Raw genomic sequence first — 16236 nt, forward strand, 5'->3', positions numbered from 1 at the left:
GGGCATTCGTGACAGTGTCAGGCCCGGTGGGTGCGCAGCACGGCGAGCGCCCGGTCGGCGTGCGCGTTCATGCGTAGTTCGCTGCGTACGACGTCGAGGACGGTGCGGTCCCGCGCGATGACGAAGGTGGTGCGCTTGGTGGGCGCCAGGGAGAACCCCCGCTTCACCCCGAACCGCTCGCGAACGGCGCCGTCGGCGTCGGACAGCAGCGGCATGCCGAGACCGTGCCGTCCGGCGAACTCCTGCTGCCGCTCGACCGCGTCGCCGCTGATGCCGACGGGGCGTGCTCCGACGGCGGCGAACTCGGTGGCGAGGTCGCGGAAGTGGCAGGCCTGGGCGGTGCAGCCGGGGGTCAGGGCGGCCGGGTAGAAGAAGAGCACGACCGGGCCCTCGGCGAGCAGCCCGGACAGGCTGCGGAGGGTGCCCGTCTCGTCGGGCAGGGAGAAGTCCTCGGCCTTGTCCCCCCTCTCCACGCGCGCGGTCACGACCTGCCCTCCGCGTTCCGGGCGACACCGCGGGCCCAGAGCACGAGGGGAACCTGGAGGGGCAGGCGTCCGAACGCGGCGGCCTTCTGCGGCGTGGGGCGGTGGCGCCAGTCGGCGGCCATCTTGACGTTGGCCGGGAACACCCCGACGAAGAAGGCCGCCGTGGCCAGCGCGGCGGCCTTGCGCGTGCGTGGCAGCGCCAGGCCGGCGGCCAGCGCGAGCTCGGCGGCGCCGCTCGCGTAGGTCCAGGCCCTTGGCGTGCCGGGCAGGCCGCGCGGGATGGTCGCGTCGAACGGGCGTGGGGTGGCGAAGTGGGCGACTCCCGCGGTGGCCAGGAGGCCGGCGAGCAGCAAGGGTGAGCGTTCGGACCGGGGCACGGTTCCTCCTCTGAAGGCCTGCCGCGCATTATTACCGGACGGTAGACGGGTCAGTTCGCCGGGGCCGGGGAGCGCCGGTGACGACGGCCAGGCGTGTAGCCGAAGGAGCGGCGGAAGACGTCGATGAAGGCGCTGGCGGAGGACCAGCCGCAGCGGTGGGCCACGGTGGTGACGGGCAGGCCGTCGGCCAGCATCCGCAGGGCGTGGTAGAGCCGGGACTGGGTGCGCCACTGGGGGAACGTCATGCCGAACTCGCCGCGGAAGAGCCGGCTGAGGGTCCGTTCCCCCACCCCGGTCGCGGCGCCGAGTTCGGCGAGGGTGCGGGCGTCGGCCGGGTCGGCGTGCACGAGCGCGCAGACGGCTGCCAGGCGTGGGTCGGCGGCAGTGGGCAGGCGCAGCGGCTGCCCGGGCGAGACCCGGAGCTGGTCGCGCAGGACGGCGCGCAGCCGGCGGCGCTCGGGGCTGTCGTCGCCGGGGTCGCGGGTGTAGGCGAGGATCAGCTCGCGCAGCAGCGGGCTGACGGCGAGGACGGCCGGGCGGTCGAGGCCGAGGGGGTTGTCGTCGGCGGGCAGTCCGACGAGGTGCAGGTCGAGCCGGCCGTGGGCGCGGTGGGCGTGCACGGTGCCGGCCGGGACCCAGATGGCGCGGGTGCCGGGGGCGAACCAGGTGCCGGCGTCGGTGGTGACGGCGACGACGCCGGAGCCCGCGTAGACGATCTGGTGGTCGTCGTGCCGGTGCGCGTCGATGCGGTCGCCGGCGGTCAGCCGCTGGGCGCGGGTCGGGGCCGTGGGGGTGTGGCGGATCTTCGGCACAGTCAGGCAGATTATCGGAAGCGGGCCAGGTGTACCGCGGACGACGATCGGCGGGTGACCGCTTCGAGACACGACCGACCCGTCGCCCTGATGTCCCTGGGACACGCCTGCGTGGATGTCTACCAGGGGGCCGTGGCCGCCCTGGTTCCGTACTTCGTCGCCGAGCGTGCCTACTCCTATGCCGCCGCTTCGGGTGTCGTCCTGGCGGCGTCGCTGCTGTCGTCGCTGGTGCAGCCGCTGTTCGGGGTGCTCACCGACCGGTGGGCGATGCCGTGGCTGCTGCCGCTGAGCGCGCTGACGGCCGGGGCGGGCGTCGCCCTGAGCGGGGTGACCGGCTCGTATGCGCTGACCCTGGCGGTGATGGCGGTGTCGGGGGTGGGCGTGGCCGCCTACCACCCGGAGGCCGCCCGGGTGGCGCGGGCCGTCGCGCACGGCCGGCACACGGCGATGGGCTGGTTCTCCTTCGGCGGCAACGCCGGTTTCGCCCTGGCGCCCCTGCTGGTCTTCGCCGTGGGCGCCACGGGCGGGCTGCGGGCCTCTCCCCTGCTGGCCGTCCCCGCCCTGGCGGGGGCGGCGCTGTGTGCGGCGGCCGTGCGCTCGGCCGGGTCCGGCGCGAGGAGCGCCGGTGCGTCCGCCACCGCCGGGGAGGACGCCTGGGGTTCGTTCCTGCGGCTGTCCGGGGCCGTGGTCTGCCGCTCCGTGGTGTTCGTCGGCCTGAGCACGTTCGTCACCCTCTTCGTGCGGGAGCGCACCGGTGGCGGGGAGGCGGCCGGTACGGCGGCCCTGTTCGTGCTCTACGCGGGCGGGGCGATCGGCACGCTGGCCGGGAGCCGGCTGGCCGAGCGGTACGGGCGGATGGCGGTGGTGCGCCGGTCGTACGCCCTGACGGTCCCGGCCGTGGCCGGTCTGCTGCTGGTGCCCGGGCCGGCGGTGTACCTGTTCGTGGCGCTGACGTCGGCGGGCCTGTACGTGCCGTTCTCGCTGCACATCACGCTGGGCCAGGACTTCCTGCCCGGACGGGTGGGCACCGCGAGCGGGGTCACGCTGGGCCTGACGGTGAGCGTCGGCGGCCTGGCGGCCCCCGCGCTCGGAGCACTGGCCGACGCGACATCCCTCCACACGGCTCTGCTGCCGCTCATCGCCCTGCCCGCGCTGGGCCGGCTACTGCTGTGCGGGCTGCGCGAGCCCGCGCCACCGGGAACGGCGGTCGTGGAACGGAAGGATCCACAGAACCCGGTCACGCGGTGACGGGGGCTCCGGCACGGCCCATCGAGGACCGGGGTTCGGGTTCGTCGTCGACGGCATGGGCGAGGAAGTCGTCGACCATGCGGTGGAAGAGCGTCGCGAGCCGGCGCAGCTCTCCGGCGGACCAGTCCGAGAGGGCCATCTGCAGGCCGTGGACCCCGGCGGCGCGGACCTTGGCGATGGCCTCCCCGCCGGCGTCGGTGAGTTCGATGCGCTGGGCGCGACGGTCGTCCGGGTCGGGGACGCGGGTGACGACCCGGACTTCTGCAACTGCTGCACCGTGCGCGTGACGTGCGAGGCCTCCACGCCCAGCCGGGCGGCGAGCTCCCCCGGCCGCAGCGGCTCGGAGTCGGCGATCTGCCGTAGCAGCGCGGCGGCGGCACGGTCGAGCGGCACGCCCGCCAGGGCCATCAGCCGCTCGTGCCCGAGGGCCGCTGCCGGCCGGCTGTCGGCGCCGTTCAGGGGAAACAGCCGCACAACACGCGTGGCGGTGCGCCGATGCGTCGACACCTCACCCGTGGACCTGCCGCTGATCCCGCCCATGCTCGCCACGTCCGGCACCCTGCCGCCCGCCGCGCAGGACGCGCGCTGGGCCTACGAGACCAAGCAGGACGGCCAGCGCGTGGTGGTCTATCTGCCCGGGGACGGCAGCGTGCTGCTGCGGGCCCGCTCCGGGGACGACATCACGGCCGCCTACCCCGAACTCCGGCCGCTGGGAACCGCCCTCGGCACCACGCCCGCCGTGCTGGACGGGGAGATCCTGGCCCTGGACGAACAGGGCCGCGCGAACTTCCAGTTGCTCCAGTCCCGCATGGGCCTGGCCCACGCGCCCGCCCGGGCCGCGCGACGGGCGGCGGAAGTACCCGTCCAACTCGTGCTGTTCGACCTGATGCACCTGGCGAACCACTCCCTCCTCCGCCTCCCCTACACGCGGCGCCGCGCGGCACTGGAGGACCTCGGCCTCACCGGGCCCTCCTGGTCGACCCCGCGCGCACTCGTCGGCCATGGCGCCGAGGCCCTGCGCGCCACCCAGGAGCACGGCCTCGAGGGCCTGGTCTGCAAGCGGCTGGACTCGGTGTACGAACCGGGGGTGCGCTCGCGGGCCTGGATCAAGATCCGCAACATGCGCACCGAGGACGTCCTGGTCGGCGGCTGGCAGCCCGGCAAGGGACGGCTCACCGGCCTGCCCGGCGCGGTGCTGGTCGGCCAGCGTGCCGCGGGGCGGCTGCGCTACGTCGGGAGCGTGGGCACCGGCTGGAGCGAGGCCGAACGCACCGAGCTCGCCGGGCTGCTGCGGGCCGCCGCGACCGACGTCTGCCCCTTCCACCCCGCCCCGCGTGCTCCCGGCGCGCACTGGGTCGTGCCCCGCCTGGTCGGCGAGGTCCGTTACAGCACCCGCACCCGGGAGGGGCTGTTGCGGCAGCCGTCCTGGCTGCGACTGCGCCCGGATCTCGCGCCCGAGGAGGCGGCGGCCGACATCCCGGACGACCTGGTCTGAAACGACGGCAGGCTCCAACTGTTGGGCTGTGATTCACCCCCGGGATCCTCCACCCCTCTTGGCATGGACGCGTTCAACCTGGAAGCTGAACCTCCCTTTCCCCCACAGCCGTTGGGCTGCGCCCGGACCAAGGAGGACGCAGTGTCGTCACGCCCGTTCACCCACCGCAGGAGATGGCTCACCGGAGCTGCCGGTGCCGCCGCCCTCGTCCTCGCGTTCCCCGCCACGGCCTTCGCGGCACCGCCGTCGGCACTGCCCGCCAACGCGGACGCGCTGGAGCAGACGTACCAGCCCGCCTACGACTACGACACCGACGGCTGCTACTCCACGCCCGCGATCGGCCCGGACGGCACCGTGAACGGCGGACTGAACCCGACCGGCGCCCTGAACGGCAACTGCCGCGACGCGTCCGACCTCGACAACACCAACGGCTACGCGCGTTCCAAGTGCAACAACGGCTGGTGCGCCATCCTGTACGCCCTCTACTTCGAGAAGGACCAGGCCGTGGCCGGCAGCAGCATCGGCGGCCACCGGCACGACTTCGAGCACGTCGCGGTGTTCGTGCAGGACAACCAGGTCAAGTACGTGTCGACGTCCAACCACGGCGGGTTCACCGTGCACGCGGCGTCCGCGATCCGCTTCGACGGCACGCACGCGAAGATCGTCTACCACAAGGACGGCGTCCGCACGCACTGCTTCCGCGCGGCCAACTCCAACGACGAGCCGCCGGAGAACCACGAGCACACCTGGCAGTACCCGGCGCTGGTCGGCTGGAACGGCTACCCCGCCGGAGTGCGCGACAAGCTCACGTCGTACAACTTCGGCAGCGCCAACTTCGGCCTGAAGGACGCCAACTTCGCCAACCACCTGGCATCCGCCAAGCCCTCCGGCATCGCCTTCGACCCGTACGCCTGACGGCACCGGACCCGACAGGCCCCGGCCCGCCTGCCGAACCGGTCCGGGCCGTAACCGAGTGATCCACTCGTCCCGAACTGACGCCCGATGCCGAGCAGTCGGGGGAGGTACGGCATCGACGCTCCCGCGGAAGGGTCTATCGTGTCCGCATGTCCGTCCCCGAACTGATCCGCATCGTCTCCCGCGACTCCCCCATGGCCCTCGCCCAGGTGGAGCGCGTCAGGACCGAGCTGGCCGCCGCCCATCCCGGAGTGCGCACCGAGGTCGTCCCGGTGAAGACCACCGGCGACAAGTGGATGGGCGACCTGTCCCAGGTCGAGGGCAAGGGCGCGTTCACCAAGGAGGTCGACGCGGCGCTGCTGGCCGGCGAGGCCGACCTCGCGGTGCACTGCGTGAAGGACGTGCCCGCCGACCGGCCGCTCCCGGCGGGCACGGTGTTCGCCGCGTTCCTCGAGCGGGACGACATCCGCGACGCCCTGATCCACCCGGGCGGGCTCACCCTGGACGAACTGCCGGCCGGGACGCGGATCGGCACCTCCTCGGTGCGCCGGGTCGCGCAACTGGCCGCCACGCACCCCCACCTGGAGTGCGTGCCGTTCCGGGGCAACGCCAACCGGCGCCTGGCGAAACTGGCCGCCGGAGAGGCGGACGCCCTGCTGCTCGCGGTCTCCGGCCTGGAGCGCATCGGCCGCGAGGACGTGATCAGCGAGATCCTCTCGACCGAGACGATGATGCCGCCCATCGGCGCGGGTGTGCTGGCGCTGCAGTGCCGTGAGGACGACACCGCGCTGATCGACGCGGTGAGCGGTCTCGGCGACCCGGACACCCACCGGGAGACCACCGCCGAGCGCATGTTCCTGCATGTGCTCCAAGGGCACTGCAACAGCCCCATCGCCGGGTTCGCGCACGTGGACCGCAGCGGCGAACTGTCCCTGCGGGCCTGTGTGTTCACCCCGGACGGCAAGACCCGGCTCAACGCCCACGAGTGGGCGGGCAGGCTCGACCCGGCCACGCTCGGCACCTCGGTCGCCGTGGCCCTGCTGCGTCAGGGTGCCCGCGAGATCATCGACGGCATCCCGCACTGACCTCCCCGACGCCCTGACACGGGATCAGGCGGTGCCTTCCTCCGCCTGATCCCGCAGGAAGACGCTCACCTGGTGCGCCAGGCTGTCCCGCACCGGGCCCTGCTGGGCCCCGGCAGGGCCCTCCTGCGCACCGATACCGCCCGCCCACAGCCGGCGGTCGGTCCACTCCTCCTCGACCCGCAACTGCACCTGGACGTCCACGAGGCCCAGGGACGCCTCGGCGCCGGCCGCGTACAGCACGGCGGTGGCCCGGCGCAGTGGGTAGACGTCGAACCCCTCGATGAACTGCGAGTTGCGCCAGTCGATGAAGGCGCTCTCCCCGTCCGGGCCGAGCCGGACGTCGATCTGGCCGTCCTCGAGGTGGACGCCGAGGTGGCGGCTGCCGCGGTTCTCGACCGTGACGCGGAGGCAGAAATAGGTCAGCCCGGCCGCGGCGTCGTCCCGGCCGCGGGGCGGCTCGGCCAGTTCCAGACGGTGGACGCGGACGCGCAGACCGGCATGCTCGTCGTACTCCTGCCAGTCCCCGACCACGTTCGGCTCGTACACGCTGCACCTCTCGACCTCTGGAAGCTGCTTCCTATCTGTGGTCTCAGCGCACTGTCAAATGAGCAGAATGCGCTGTGGCCAGGCAGTTCATCCTTTTTGATCGGTGATCAAGCCGTGCCCAGCGGTTATCCGGAAACCATCGGGGAAAGCGCTTGCCCAGGCGTGCCGCACATCACTTCCACGAGTGAAGATCAACGGGCCAGCCGGCCCAGCAGAGCCGAGGCGGCGGTGACGCCGAGCGCGGCGGCGACGAACAGCACCGCGAAGTCGGACGCCAGATGATGGGGGGTGCCGAGGAGCAGGCCGCGCAGGGCGTCGACCTCGTAGCTGAGCGGGTTGGCCTTGCTGACGGTCTGGAGCCAGTCCGGCATCACGGACACCGGATACAGGGCGTTGGAGCCGAAGAACAGCGGCATGGTGATCGCCTGCCCGATGCCCATGAGGCGGTCGCGGCTGAGGACGATGCCGGCGATGGTCATCGACAGGCAGGAGAAGAAGGCCGAGCCGAGGACGACGATCGCCGCGACGGCCGGCAGCTTGAGCGGGTTCCAGGTCAGGGCCACGCCGAGCACGGCGGCGATGACGAGGACGACGACGGCCTGGACGAGCGACTTCACCCCGGCCGCGAAGGCCTTGCCGGTGATCAGTGCCGACCGCGGGGTCGGGGTGACGAGGAGCTTGTTGAGGACTCCGGCGTCGCGCTCCCAGATGATCTGGATGCCGTAGAAGATGGCGATGAACATCGCGGACTGGGCGATGATGCCGGGCGCCAGGTAGTCGACGTAGGGGATGCCGCCGGTGGGGATCGCCTTGATCCTGGTGAAGGTCTGACCGAAGATCAGCAGCCAGAGGGCCGGCTGGATCGCACGGGTGTAGAGCTCGGTGCGGTCGTGGCGCAGCTTCTGCAGTTCGACCGCGCACATCGCGCCGACGCGGGCGGGCAGCAGCCGCCAACCGGCGCGGGGTGCCGGGGGTTTCAGCAGCAGGTCGATGCCGTGGCCGCGGGCGGGGTCAGCCGACACGGCGCGCGGTGCGGCGGGTGCTTCGGACATCGCGGAAATCTCCTGCCTCGTCGTCGAGACCGCTGCCGGCCACGTTCCGGAAGACGTCCTCCAGCGTGGGCAGCGTGTCCGGGGCCGCGCCCGCGGCGCGGCGGCGGGCGCCGAGTCCCTCCCTGAGCTCGGCCGGGGTGCCGAGGGCCCGGATCCGGCCGCGGTGCATCAGGGCGACCCGGTCGCAGTACTGGTCGGCCTCGTCCATGTAGTGGGTGGTCACGAGCACGGTCATGCCGGTGGCCGCGCGCACGGCGCCGATGTGCTCCCACACACCGGTGCGGGCGATCGGGTCGAGGCCGATGGTGGGCTCGTCGAGGATCAGCAGGCGCGGGGCGCTGACCAGGGCCTGGGCCAGTTCGAGCCGGCGGACCATGCCGCCGGAGTAGGTGGCGGCCAGCCGGTCGGCGGCGTCGGCGAGGTCGACCGCGGCCAGGGCCTGTGCGACGCGCTCGGCGCGTTCGGCGCGGGACACGTCGAAGACGCGGGCGAACAGGGCGACGTTCTCCCGCCCGGTGAGTGCGGCGTCCGCGGACAGTTGCTGCGGTACGTAGCCGAGCAGCCGGCGTACGGCCATGCGGTCCCCGGCGGCGTCGTGGCCGAAGACACGGACCAGGCCGGCGGGCACGGGCAGCAGGGTGGTGATGCAGCGGATGGCGGTGGTCTTGCCGGCGCCGTTGGGACCGAGCAGCCCGAAGACCTCGCCCTGGCGGACGGTGAGATCGAGGCCGTCCACGGCGTTGTGGCCGCCGAAGGCGTAGGTGAGCCCGGTGCAGGCGACGGCGTCGGCTCCGAGTGGGGCGCTCCCGTCGGCCCGGGGTGGGGCGGTGTCCGTCGTCATGACTCCTCGGCCTCCTCGTGCAAGGTGTCGGCCAGCTTGCGCAGGGCCGGGAGCGCCGCGTGCAGCACCCGGCGGTCCGCCTCGTCGAGGCGCGACAGCCGGCTGCGGACGAGTTCGGCGCGGCGGCGTCGCCACTCGTGCAGCCGTGTCCGGGCGGCGGCGGTGGGCAGCAGCCGGGCGGCCCGCCGGTCGGCCGGGTCCGTCTCGCGGACCAGGTAGCCCGCCCCCGCCAGCTGATTGACCAGGGTGGACACGGAGTTGGCCGCCAGACCGAGATCCTTGGCCGCGTCCGAGATGCCGATGCCGGGGCGTGCCACCACCAGACGCAGCAGTTCCACCTCGGCTCCGCGCAGCCGCGGGTCGGGCATCTGCCGCCGCAGGCGCCGCCGGATCAGCCGCTGGACGCCGACGAGCGCGTCGGCCAGCTCTTCGGGGAAGGTCTCCGGCTCCATGCGGCCGAGATTAGCTCTGTAACAGAGCTAATCGGCCCAAGGCGCGGTCAAGGCAGGTCAAGAGATGCCCCGGGTGGGACAGCGGACCTGAGGGAGCCCGGGCCGCCCGATTGCCGTATTGTCTTAATTGTTTCGCTATGCCCCTGCCCGGGAAGGGGCAGGGAAGTGCTTCGGACAGGAGGCACGTGCGTGGGAGCCGGTAGGCCGGGCCCCCGGTGCTCTCCTGAGGCCCGAGTCCGCGCTCCCACGGTGTCTGTCCATTCAGCACCTGCTCAGGGAGGTGCGCACCATGCGTATCGCCGGCAGCACCCGAACGCACCCCCACGACGACGCCCCCGACACCGCCGCGGCGTTCGCGCGTCTCGTGCGGCTGCCCGAGGGACCCGAGCGCAAGGCCCTGCGGGACGAGCTGGTCGAGGCCTGGCTCCCCATGGCCGAGCGGATCGCCGTCCGCTTCCGGGGCCGTGGCGAGGCCCTCGAGGACCTGTACCAGGTGGCGGCTCTCGGCCTGGTGAAGGCCGTCGACCACTACGACCCGGCCCGCGGCAACGCCTTCGAGGCGTACGCCGTGCCGACGGTCACCGGCGAGATCAAGCGCCACTTCCGCGACCACATGTGGACACTGCACGTACCCCGCCGGGTTCAGGACCTGCGCAACCGGGTGCGGCATGCGGCCAAGGAGCTGTCGCAGACCACGCCGGGCCGCTCCCCCACGGTCGCCGAGATCGCCGAGTACGCCCAGCTCACCGAGGGTGAGGTGCGCACCGGCATGGAGGCCCTGGAGTGCTTCTCCGCGCTCTCGCTGGAGGCGGAGATGCCCGGGACCGACGGCTACGCCCTCGGGGACGCGATCGGCGGGCCCGATCCGGCCTTCGACATCGTCGTCAACCGCGTGGCCGTCAGGCCCTGTCTGGAGGCACTGCCGGAGCGCGAGCGGATCATCCTCTATCTGCGGTTCTTCAAGGGCATGACGCAGAGCCGCATAGCGGAGCAGCTCGGCATCTCGCAGATGCACGTCTCCCGGTTGCTCAGCGGCTGCTTCGCCCATCTGCGTGAGGAACTGCTGACCGAGACCCGGTGAAGCCGGGGGAAGACCTGGTTCCGCGTGCCGCCGGGGATCACGCCTCCGGCGGCGCACCGGGGATCTGCGTCGGTCCGGCACGGTCGAGGGCGTCTTCCAGCGCGACCCTGATCTCCTGCGGCATCACGCCCGTGCGCCCCCAGACGAGGATGAGCTCCGCGACGTTGCGCAGCTTGATGTTGGTGTGCTGGGAGACCTCCTTCAGTACGGACCACCCCTGGTCGGGGGAGATCCGGCCGAGCGCGACGACCATCCCGATCGCCTGGTCCACGACCGCGTGGGAGGCGACCGCCTCCTTCAGCTGCTGGACCTCTTCCTGCAGCTCGAAGATCCGATCCGAGCCCCCGTCCGTGGGCATGGTCACCTCCGGGTCCGGTGCGCCGCTGTCCCCGAGGCGCCACCGGGTGCTTGAGTACCTTGACGCAGTGTCCGACCCCTCCATCGTCGTCACTCGGACCGCCCGGTGCCACCGGGGCGGACCAGGCCGGATGCCGTTTCGGGGCCGCCGCCGGGGTACTCGACAGGCGCCCACAGCGGTTCCGGTTGGACACTGGTGTCAATCCTCCGGTGGCTGCCAGGCCGACGAGATCAGGACGCGACTGCCATGAACCACGACATGCCCACTCCCTCCCGCACGAAGGACGTCGTCTCATCACACTCCGTGTTCGGGGCGCCCTGCTGGGTGAGCCTGACCAGCCGGGACGTCAAGGCGACCGAGGAGTTCTACGGTGCCGTGCTGGGCTGGCAGTGGCGGCCGGCCAAGCTCGGCGACCGGTTCCGGATCGCGCTGGCGGACGGCTCGCCCGTGGCCGGGATCGCCGGGGTGGCGACGATGTGGCAGATGGCGGTGGCGTGGACGCCGTACTTCGCGGTGCGCAGTGCGGACGACGCGGTGGCGCGGGTGCAGGAGCGCATGGGCACGGTCGCGGTCGGGCCGATCTCGCTGCCGCCGGGGCGGGCGGCGCTGCTGGCCGACCGCGACGGGGCGACCTTCGGCATCTGGGAGGGCGACCTCTTCACCGACTGGGAGACCTGGCGCAACGCGCAGCCGGCCTTCATCACACTCCACACCCGTGACGCCTTCGACGCGGCGATCTTCTACGGCGAGGTCCTCGACTGGGCGTCCCAGCGGCCCGGCTGCTGCGAGGTCCACTACGAGGGCGGCGAGGTCGTGCTGCGCAGCCGCGGGGACGTGGTCGCCCGGATCGAGTCGGGCGCCCTGGAGGCGGCCCCCGACCCCGCGATCCGGCCGCACTGGCAGGTCCACTTCTCCGTCGACGACGTGGAGGCCTGCGCCCGGGCGGCGGAACTCCACGGCGGCAGCGTGCTGTCCAAGGGCAGCGACGAGGCGGTGCTGCGGGACCATGACGGCGCGCAGTTCACGGTGACTGCGCGCCGCGACCACTGACTCCCCCGGTCACTCCTTCTCGCGCGTCGCCCGGGACGGCCGGGACAGCAGGACCAGGCTGCGGGCCCCGACGGTGAGGCCCGTGCCCGCCTTGTGCTCCGACTCGTCGGGCGTGCCCTCCGGGTCGGCCGTGTCGAGGAGGGCCCTCCAGCGTTCGCCGTAGGAGGCGTTCGGGAGGCGGAAGTCGACCGGTTCCCAGTGGCTGTTGAAGAGCACGAGGAACGAGTCGTCGACGACCGGGCGGCCGCGCGGGTCGGGTTCGGCGATGGCGTCGCCGTTGAGGAAGACGCCGACGGAGTGCGCGTCGCCGCGCTGCCAGTCGTCGTCGGTCATCTCGCCGGCGTCCGGCGCCAGCCACACCAGGTCGGGCAGCGGCTGGTCCGCTCGGGTCCGGGTCTCGCCGAGGAAGAAGCGGCGCCGGCGCAGCACGGGGTGCCCCGTGCGCAGCCTGATGACGTACCTGGTGAACTCCAGCAGGTCGCGTTGCTCCCCGGTGAGCCGCCAGTCGATCCAGGAGATCTCGTTGTCCTGGCAGTAGGCGTTGTTGTTGCCGCCCTGGGTGCGCCCGAGTTCGTCGCCGTGGGAGAGCATCGGGATGCCCTGGGACAGCAGCAGCGTGGCGAGGAAGTTGCGCTGCTGCCGCCCGCGCAGCTCCAGCACCGCCGGATCGCGGGTCGCGCCCTCGGCGCCGCAGTTCCAGGACCGGTTGGTGCTCTCGCCGTCCTGGTTGTCCTCGCCGTTGTCCTCGTTGTGCTTGTCGTTGTAGGAGACGAGGTCGCGCAGGGTGAAGCCGTCGTGCGCGGTGACGAAGTTGACGCTGGCGCGAGGCCGGCGCCTGCTGTGCTGGTACAGGTCGGAGGAGCCCGTGAGCCGGGAGGCGAACTCGCCGAGCGTGTGGTCCTCGCCGCGCCAGAAGTCGCGGACCGCGTCGCGGTACATGCCGTTCCACTCCGACCACAGCGGCGGGAAGTTGCCCACCTGGTAGCCGCCCTCGCCGACGTCCCACGGCTCGGCGATCAGCTTGACGCGGCTGATCACCGGGTCCTGCTGGATGAGGTCGAAGAACGCCGACAACCGGTCCACCTCGTGGAACTGCCGGGCGAGGGTCGCCGCTAGGTCGAAGCGGAAGCCGTCGATGTGCATCTCGGTCACCCAGTACCGCAGCGAGTCCATGATCAGCTGAAGGACGTAGGGATGCCGCATCAGCAGGCTGTTGCCGGTGCCGGTGGTGTCGTAGTAGTGCTTCCAGTCGCCGTCGACCAAGCGGTAGTACGAGCAGTTGTCGATCCCGCGGAAGGACAGGGTGGGGCCCATCTCGTTGCCCTCGGCGGTGTGGTTGTAGACCACGTCGAGGATCACTTCGAGCCCGGCCGCGTGCAGGGTCTTCACCATCTGCTTGAACTCGGCGACCTGCTCCCCGCCCGTGCCGTGGGCGGCGTAGCCGTTGTGGGGTGCGAAGAAGCCGATGGTGTTGTAGCCCCAGTAATTGGCCAGGCCGCGGTCGTGCAGCACCCCGTCGTGCACGAACTGGTGGACCGGCATCAGCTCCACGGCCGTGACGCCCAGGGAGGTCAGGTGCTCGACCACCGCGGGGTGTGCCAGCCCCGCGTAGGTGCCCCGGAGTTCCTCGGGCACCTCAGGATGGGTGCGGGTCATGCCCTTGACGTGGGCCTCGTAGATCACCGTGTCGGCGTAGGGCCGGCCGGGCCGGGCGTCGTCGCCCCAGTCGAAGGCCGGGTCGGTCACCACGCCGAGCATGGTGTGCCCGGCGCTGTCGGCCGGGTCGGGGCCGTCCGGGTTGCGCTCGTAGAGCGAGGGGTGGTTGTCGATCTGCCCGTCCACCGCGCGGGCGTACGGATCGAGCAGCAGTTTCGCCGGGTTGCAGCGGTGGCCGGCGGCCGGGGCCCACGGCCCGTGCACCCGGTAGCCGTAGCGCTGGCCGGGACCGACGCCGGGGAGGTAGCCGTGCCACACGAAGCCGTCGACCTCGTTCAGCGGCACCTGGGTATGGGCGCCGTCGTCGTCGACGAGGACCAGCTCGACGCGTTCGGCGACCTCGCTGAAGAGCGCGAAGTTGGTGCCCTCCCCGTCGTAGGCCGCACCCAGCGGATAGGGGCGCCCGCTCCAGGCGGGCACCCCTTTCCGAGTCTGCCGGCGGGTCACCGAGCCTCCTCCAGGACCTCGCCCGGCGTACTGGCCGGTCCGGCCAGCTGCGCGACCCGCTCCTCGCGGGGCACGTCGAGGCCCTCGCTCTCGCGCGGGGCGGGAGCCGTGGGCACCAGCGGGACGCGTTCGCCGGCGCGGGCGCGCTGGGAGAACCAGATGACCTTGCTGCCGGTCTCGGTGGCGCAGCAGCCCCAGCCGTCGCTCATCGCCGCGAGGTGCTCGAGGCAGCCTCGCAGCTCCTGGTCCGGGCGCAGGGCGCGGTCGTTGTCCCCGATGGCGGTGATCAGGTGCTGCCCGTTCCACCACATCTCGATCGACGTGTTCTTGTCCGTGGCGTGTTCGTCGATGGCCTTGAGCAGCATCTCGGCACCGCCGCAGACGGGCTCGACCAGGTTGTCCAGGTCCCAGAACTTCAGGTGAGCGGCCAGAATGCGGCTGACCTGTCCCACCCGTTCCGGGCTGACTTCCACGTCGAGGTGGTAGTAGCAGGGCACTGCGGTCTTCATCGGTCGGCTCCTCACCGCGAAGCTCAGCTCCTCCTCGTTCCCGCGGTCCTGCGGGACGAGCCCCGAACACGGAACGTGAGCGCCTTTCGCTTCTGAGTCACCCTCAGCGTGAGGGTGCTAGCCCGTTCGTGCAACATGAGCGCACGGTTGAGACGGTGGAGCACACAAGTGAGCGGGCCGCGATGGCCCGAACGGCCCATGAACGCCACCACTGATTGAAGATCCAACAAGACGCTGCGTCGCCACAAGTGCACCATGTGTGAAGAACTCGATCGCCGTTACGGATCCGTGTCGCTGTGCGCGCGGCCGCCGTCCGACCGTCGGGAGACCGTGTCCCTCGAGCCCCGAAAGGTGATCGGTGCCATGCTGCTACCCGCCAAAGCCGAAGTCGCCCGGCAGTTGCGGCGTTACCGGGCCTGGGAACGCGTGATGCTCGCGGCACCGAACGACCGCACGGTGCGGACCACGTTCGAGGACTCCGGCTACACGCTCTGCGTGCTGATGGGCAAGCGGTGCGCGCGGGAGGCGGCGGACGCGGCCGAACGGTACCTGCGCACGAACCAGGTCACCTATCTGGAGGAACAGCAGATCACGTGCCTGCAGGAGCAGCACGTCACCTGTCTGCAGGAACCGAACGACCGGCCTCGTCCGGCCACGGCGGTCAGACGAAGACCCCCGGCGGCGGAGCGCAGATCCCCGGCTGCCGAGCGGAGATCCACGGCGGGAAGGTGACGGCCTTCCCGCACATGTCGTCCCCTGACCGGGCCCCGCGGGCCCGGCTTTCGAGCACGGTGGAGGTGAGGACCATGCGTAGGACCCGGGCCATCGGCCGTATCCCGGTACGGGACGTCCGCCCGGCCGTGGAGAGCGGCAACCGGCCGGTGAAGGCGGTCGTGGGTGAGACGTTCGAGGTCACCGCCACCGTGTTCCGCGAGGGGCACGACGCGGTGGCCGCCAATGTCGTCCTGAAGGACCCCGAGGGCCGCCCGGGCCCGTGGACGCCGATGCGTGAACTCGCCCCCGGCAGCGACCGCTGGGGCGCCGAGGTCACCCCGAACGCCGTCGGCCGCTGGTCGTACCGCGTGGAGGCCTGGAGCGATCCGGTGGCCACCTGGCGCCACACGGCGGGCATCAAGATCCCGGCGGGCATCGACCCGGGCCTGGTCCTGGAAGAGGGCGCGGAACTGTACGAGCGGGCAGCGGCCGGCGTACCGAAGGAAGCCGGCCGCGACGTGCTGCTCGCCGCGGCGACAAGCCTGCGCGACGACTCGCTGCCCACGGCGGCCCGGTTCGCGGCGGCGCTGACGCCGGAGGTGGACGAGGTCCTCGGCCGGCATCCGCTGCGGGATCTGGTCTCCACGTCCGAGCCGCTGCCGCTGCTGGTGGAGCGGGAGCGGGCGTTGTACGGCTCCTGGTACGAGTTCTTCCCGCGTTCGGAGGGCACCCCCGAGCAGCCGCACGGCACGTTCCGCACGGCCGCGCGCAGGCTGCCGGCGATCGCGGCGATGGGTTTCGACGTGGTGTACCTGCCGCCGATCCACCCCATCGGCACCACCTTCCGCAAGGGGAAGAACAACACCCTCTCCCCCGGGCCGGACGACGTCGGTGTGCCGTGGGCGATCGGCTCGCCGGAGGGCGGGCACGACGCGGTGCACCCGGATCTGGGCAGCCCGGAGGACTTCGTCTGGTTCGTCGAGCGGGCGCGGGAGCTGGGCATGGAGGTGGCGCTGGACTTCGCGTTGCAGTGCTCCCCGGACCATCCGTGGG

The 16236-nt window shown here is 72.1% G+C and carries 18 protein-coding genes and 1 pseudogene; 8 read left to right on the top strand and 11 right to left on the bottom strand.

Going from position 1 to position 16236, the window contains the following annotated elements; genetic code table 11:
- Positions 1 to 17: 17 nt before the first annotated feature.
- The 3 genes from ACIRDU_RS29165 to ACIRDU_RS29175 are packed head-to-tail and all read right to left on the bottom strand — an operon-like array spanning position 18 to position 1674.
- Entirely contained in the window at positions 18 to 485 is a 468-nt protein-coding gene (locus ACIRDU_RS29165; RefSeq protein ID WP_403584696.1) for a peroxiredoxin, read from the bottom strand.
- Entirely contained in the window at positions 482 to 862 is a 381-nt protein-coding gene (locus ACIRDU_RS29170) for a DoxX family protein (protein WP_033311794.1), read from the bottom strand. The genes ACIRDU_RS29165 and ACIRDU_RS29170 overlap by 4 nt, the downstream gene beginning before the upstream one ends.
- 50 nt (positions 863 to 912) lie before the next feature.
- The gene (locus ACIRDU_RS29175) at positions 913 to 1674 is read right to left on the bottom strand and encodes an AraC family transcriptional regulator (protein WP_403584698.1); all 762 of its coding nucleotides are present in this window, start codon (positions 1672 to 1674) and stop codon (positions 913 to 915) included.
- Positions 1675 to 1764: 90 nt separating this feature from the next.
- On the opposite strand from ACIRDU_RS29175, the gene ACIRDU_RS29180 reads away from it, so the two are divergent.
- The gene (locus tag ACIRDU_RS29180; protein WP_403584760.1) at positions 1765 to 2922 is read left to right on the top strand and encodes an MFS transporter; all 1158 of its coding nucleotides are present in this window, start codon (positions 1765 to 1767) and stop codon (positions 2920 to 2922) included.
- Here the strand turns inward: ACIRDU_RS29180 and ACIRDU_RS29185 are convergent.
- Positions 2912 to 3462: pseudogene (locus tag ACIRDU_RS29185) on the bottom strand (MarR family winged helix-turn-helix transcriptional regulator). The gene ACIRDU_RS29180 and the pseudogene ACIRDU_RS29185 overlap by 11 nt on opposite strands.
- Between ACIRDU_RS29185 and ligD the strand changes: the two are divergent.
- The 3 genes from ligD (at position 3437) to hemC (ending at position 6417) form a co-directional block, all read left to right on the top strand.
- Positions 3437 to 4417, top strand: a complete 981-nt coding sequence (gene ligD, locus ACIRDU_RS29190) for a non-homologous end-joining DNA ligase (RefSeq protein WP_403584700.1) — start codon at positions 3437 to 3439, stop codon at positions 4415 to 4417. The pseudogene ACIRDU_RS29185 and the gene ligD sit on opposite strands and share 26 nt — an antisense overlap.
- A gap of 141 nt (positions 4418 to 4558) precedes the next feature.
- Positions 4559 to 5332: an NPP1 family protein gene (locus tag ACIRDU_RS29195; protein ID WP_403584703.1), complete on the top strand. Its 774-nt coding sequence runs from the start codon at positions 4559 to 4561 to the stop codon at positions 5330 to 5332.
- A gap of 149 nt (positions 5333 to 5481) precedes the next feature.
- A complete protein-coding gene (gene hemC / locus ACIRDU_RS29200) occupies positions 5482 to 6417 on the top strand; it encodes a hydroxymethylbilane synthase (RefSeq protein ID WP_403584706.1) in 936 nt (311 codons plus the stop codon).
- Between the two features lie 24 nt (positions 6418 to 6441).
- Here the strand turns inward: hemC and ACIRDU_RS29205 are convergent, their stop codons facing one another.
- The 4 genes from ACIRDU_RS29205 to ACIRDU_RS29220 form a co-directional block, all read right to left on the bottom strand.
- Complete coding sequence (locus ACIRDU_RS29205; protein WP_403584709.1) at positions 6442 to 6963, bottom strand: hypothetical protein; 522 nt, start codon at positions 6961 to 6963, stop codon at positions 6442 to 6444.
- A gap of 191 nt (positions 6964 to 7154) precedes the next feature.
- Complete coding sequence (locus tag ACIRDU_RS29210; protein WP_403584711.1) at positions 7155 to 8015, bottom strand: ABC transporter permease; 861 nt, start codon at positions 8013 to 8015, stop codon at positions 7155 to 7157.
- Complete coding sequence (locus tag ACIRDU_RS29215; RefSeq protein WP_403584714.1) at positions 7975 to 8856, bottom strand: ABC transporter ATP-binding protein; 882 nt, start codon at positions 8854 to 8856, stop codon at positions 7975 to 7977. Before ACIRDU_RS29215 ends, ACIRDU_RS29210 begins: the two co-directional genes overlap by 41 nt.
- Entirely contained in the window at positions 8853 to 9308 is a 456-nt protein-coding gene (locus ACIRDU_RS29220; protein ID WP_403584717.1) for a MarR family winged helix-turn-helix transcriptional regulator, read from the bottom strand. Before ACIRDU_RS29220 ends, ACIRDU_RS29215 begins: the two co-directional genes overlap by 4 nt.
- Before the next feature lie 289 nt (positions 9309 to 9597).
- On the opposite strand from ACIRDU_RS29220, the gene ACIRDU_RS29225 reads away from it, so the two are divergent.
- Entirely contained in the window at positions 9598 to 10389 is a 792-nt protein-coding gene (locus ACIRDU_RS29225) for an RNA polymerase sigma factor SigF (RefSeq protein ID WP_403584719.1), read from the top strand.
- Between the two features lie 37 nt (positions 10390 to 10426).
- Here the strand turns inward: ACIRDU_RS29225 and ACIRDU_RS29230 are convergent, their stop codons facing one another.
- Positions 10427 to 10747 carry an ANTAR domain-containing protein gene (locus ACIRDU_RS29230; RefSeq protein ID WP_403584722.1) on the bottom strand — a complete coding sequence of 107 codons (321 nt, stop codon included), beginning with the start codon at positions 10745 to 10747 and terminating at the stop codon, positions 10427 to 10429.
- A 246-nt stretch (positions 10748 to 10993) separates the two neighbouring features.
- Here ACIRDU_RS29230 and ACIRDU_RS29235 point away from each other — a divergent pair, with 246 nt between their 5' ends.
- Positions 10994 to 11797: a VOC family protein gene (locus ACIRDU_RS29235; RefSeq protein WP_403584724.1), complete on the top strand. Its 804-nt coding sequence runs from the start codon at positions 10994 to 10996 to the stop codon at positions 11795 to 11797.
- 9 nt (positions 11798 to 11806) lie between these two features.
- Here ACIRDU_RS29235 and glgX read toward each other — a convergent pair whose 3' ends face one another.
- A complete protein-coding gene (gene glgX, locus ACIRDU_RS29240; protein WP_403584727.1) occupies positions 11807 to 13960 on the bottom strand; it encodes a glycogen debranching protein GlgX in 2154 nt (717 codons plus the stop codon).
- Positions 13957 to 14469 (bottom strand): pep a2, encoded by a 513-nt coding sequence (locus tag ACIRDU_RS29245; protein WP_403584730.1) that lies wholly within the window; start codon positions 14467 to 14469, stop codon positions 13957 to 13959. Before ACIRDU_RS29245 ends, glgX begins: the two co-directional genes overlap by 4 nt.
- Positions 14470 to 14832: 363 nt before the next feature.
- Between ACIRDU_RS29245 and ACIRDU_RS29250 the strand changes: the two genes are divergently transcribed.
- Both ACIRDU_RS29250 and ACIRDU_RS29255 read left to right on the top strand, forming a co-directional pair.
- Complete coding sequence (locus ACIRDU_RS29250) at positions 14833 to 15201, top strand: DUF5133 domain-containing protein (protein ID WP_403584732.1); 369 nt, start codon at positions 14833 to 14835, stop codon at positions 15199 to 15201.
- A gap of 74 nt (positions 15202 to 15275) precedes the next feature.
- Positions 15276 to 16236 (top strand): maltotransferase domain-containing protein (locus ACIRDU_RS29255; RefSeq protein ID WP_403584735.1); only part of this gene is annotated, 961 nt, incomplete at its 3' end.

The organism is Streptomyces sp. NPDC093598 (assembly GCF_044764825.1).
GTDB lineage: Bacteria > Actinomycetota > Actinomycetes > Streptomycetales > Streptomycetaceae > Streptomyces.

Coding starts and splice junctions, on each gene's coding strand:
- hemC (WP_403584706.1), top strand. CDS start 5,482: ATGTCCGTCCCCGAACTGATCCGCATCGTCTCCCGCGACTCCCCCATG.
- ACIRDU_RS29180 (WP_403584760.1), top strand. CDS start 1,765: ATGTCCCTGGGACACGCCTGCGTGGATGTCTACCAGGGGGCCGTGGCC.
- ACIRDU_RS29215 (WP_403584714.1), bottom strand. CDS start 8,856: ATGACGACGGACACCGCCCCACCCCGGGCCGACGGGAGCGCCCCACTC.
- ACIRDU_RS29245 (WP_403584730.1), bottom strand. CDS start 14,469: ATGAAGACCGCAGTGCCCTGCTACTACCACCTCGACGTGGAAGTCAGC.
- ACIRDU_RS29210 (WP_403584711.1), bottom strand. CDS start 8,015: ATGTCCGAAGCACCCGCCGCACCGCGCGCCGTGTCGGCTGACCCCGCC.
- ACIRDU_RS29235 (WP_403584724.1), top strand. CDS start 10,994: ATGAACCACGACATGCCCACTCCCTCCCGCACGAAGGACGTCGTCTCA.
- ACIRDU_RS29220 (WP_403584717.1), bottom strand. CDS start 9,308: ATGGAGCCGGAGACCTTCCCCGAAGAGCTGGCCGACGCGCTCGTCGGC.
- ACIRDU_RS29250 (WP_403584732.1), top strand. CDS start 14,833: ATGCTGCTACCCGCCAAAGCCGAAGTCGCCCGGCAGTTGCGGCGTTAC.
- ACIRDU_RS29225 (WP_403584719.1), top strand. CDS start 9,598: ATGCGTATCGCCGGCAGCACCCGAACGCACCCCCACGACGACGCCCCC.
- ACIRDU_RS29230 (WP_403584722.1), bottom strand. CDS start 10,747: ATGCCCACGGACGGGGGCTCGGATCGGATCTTCGAGCTGCAGGAAGAG.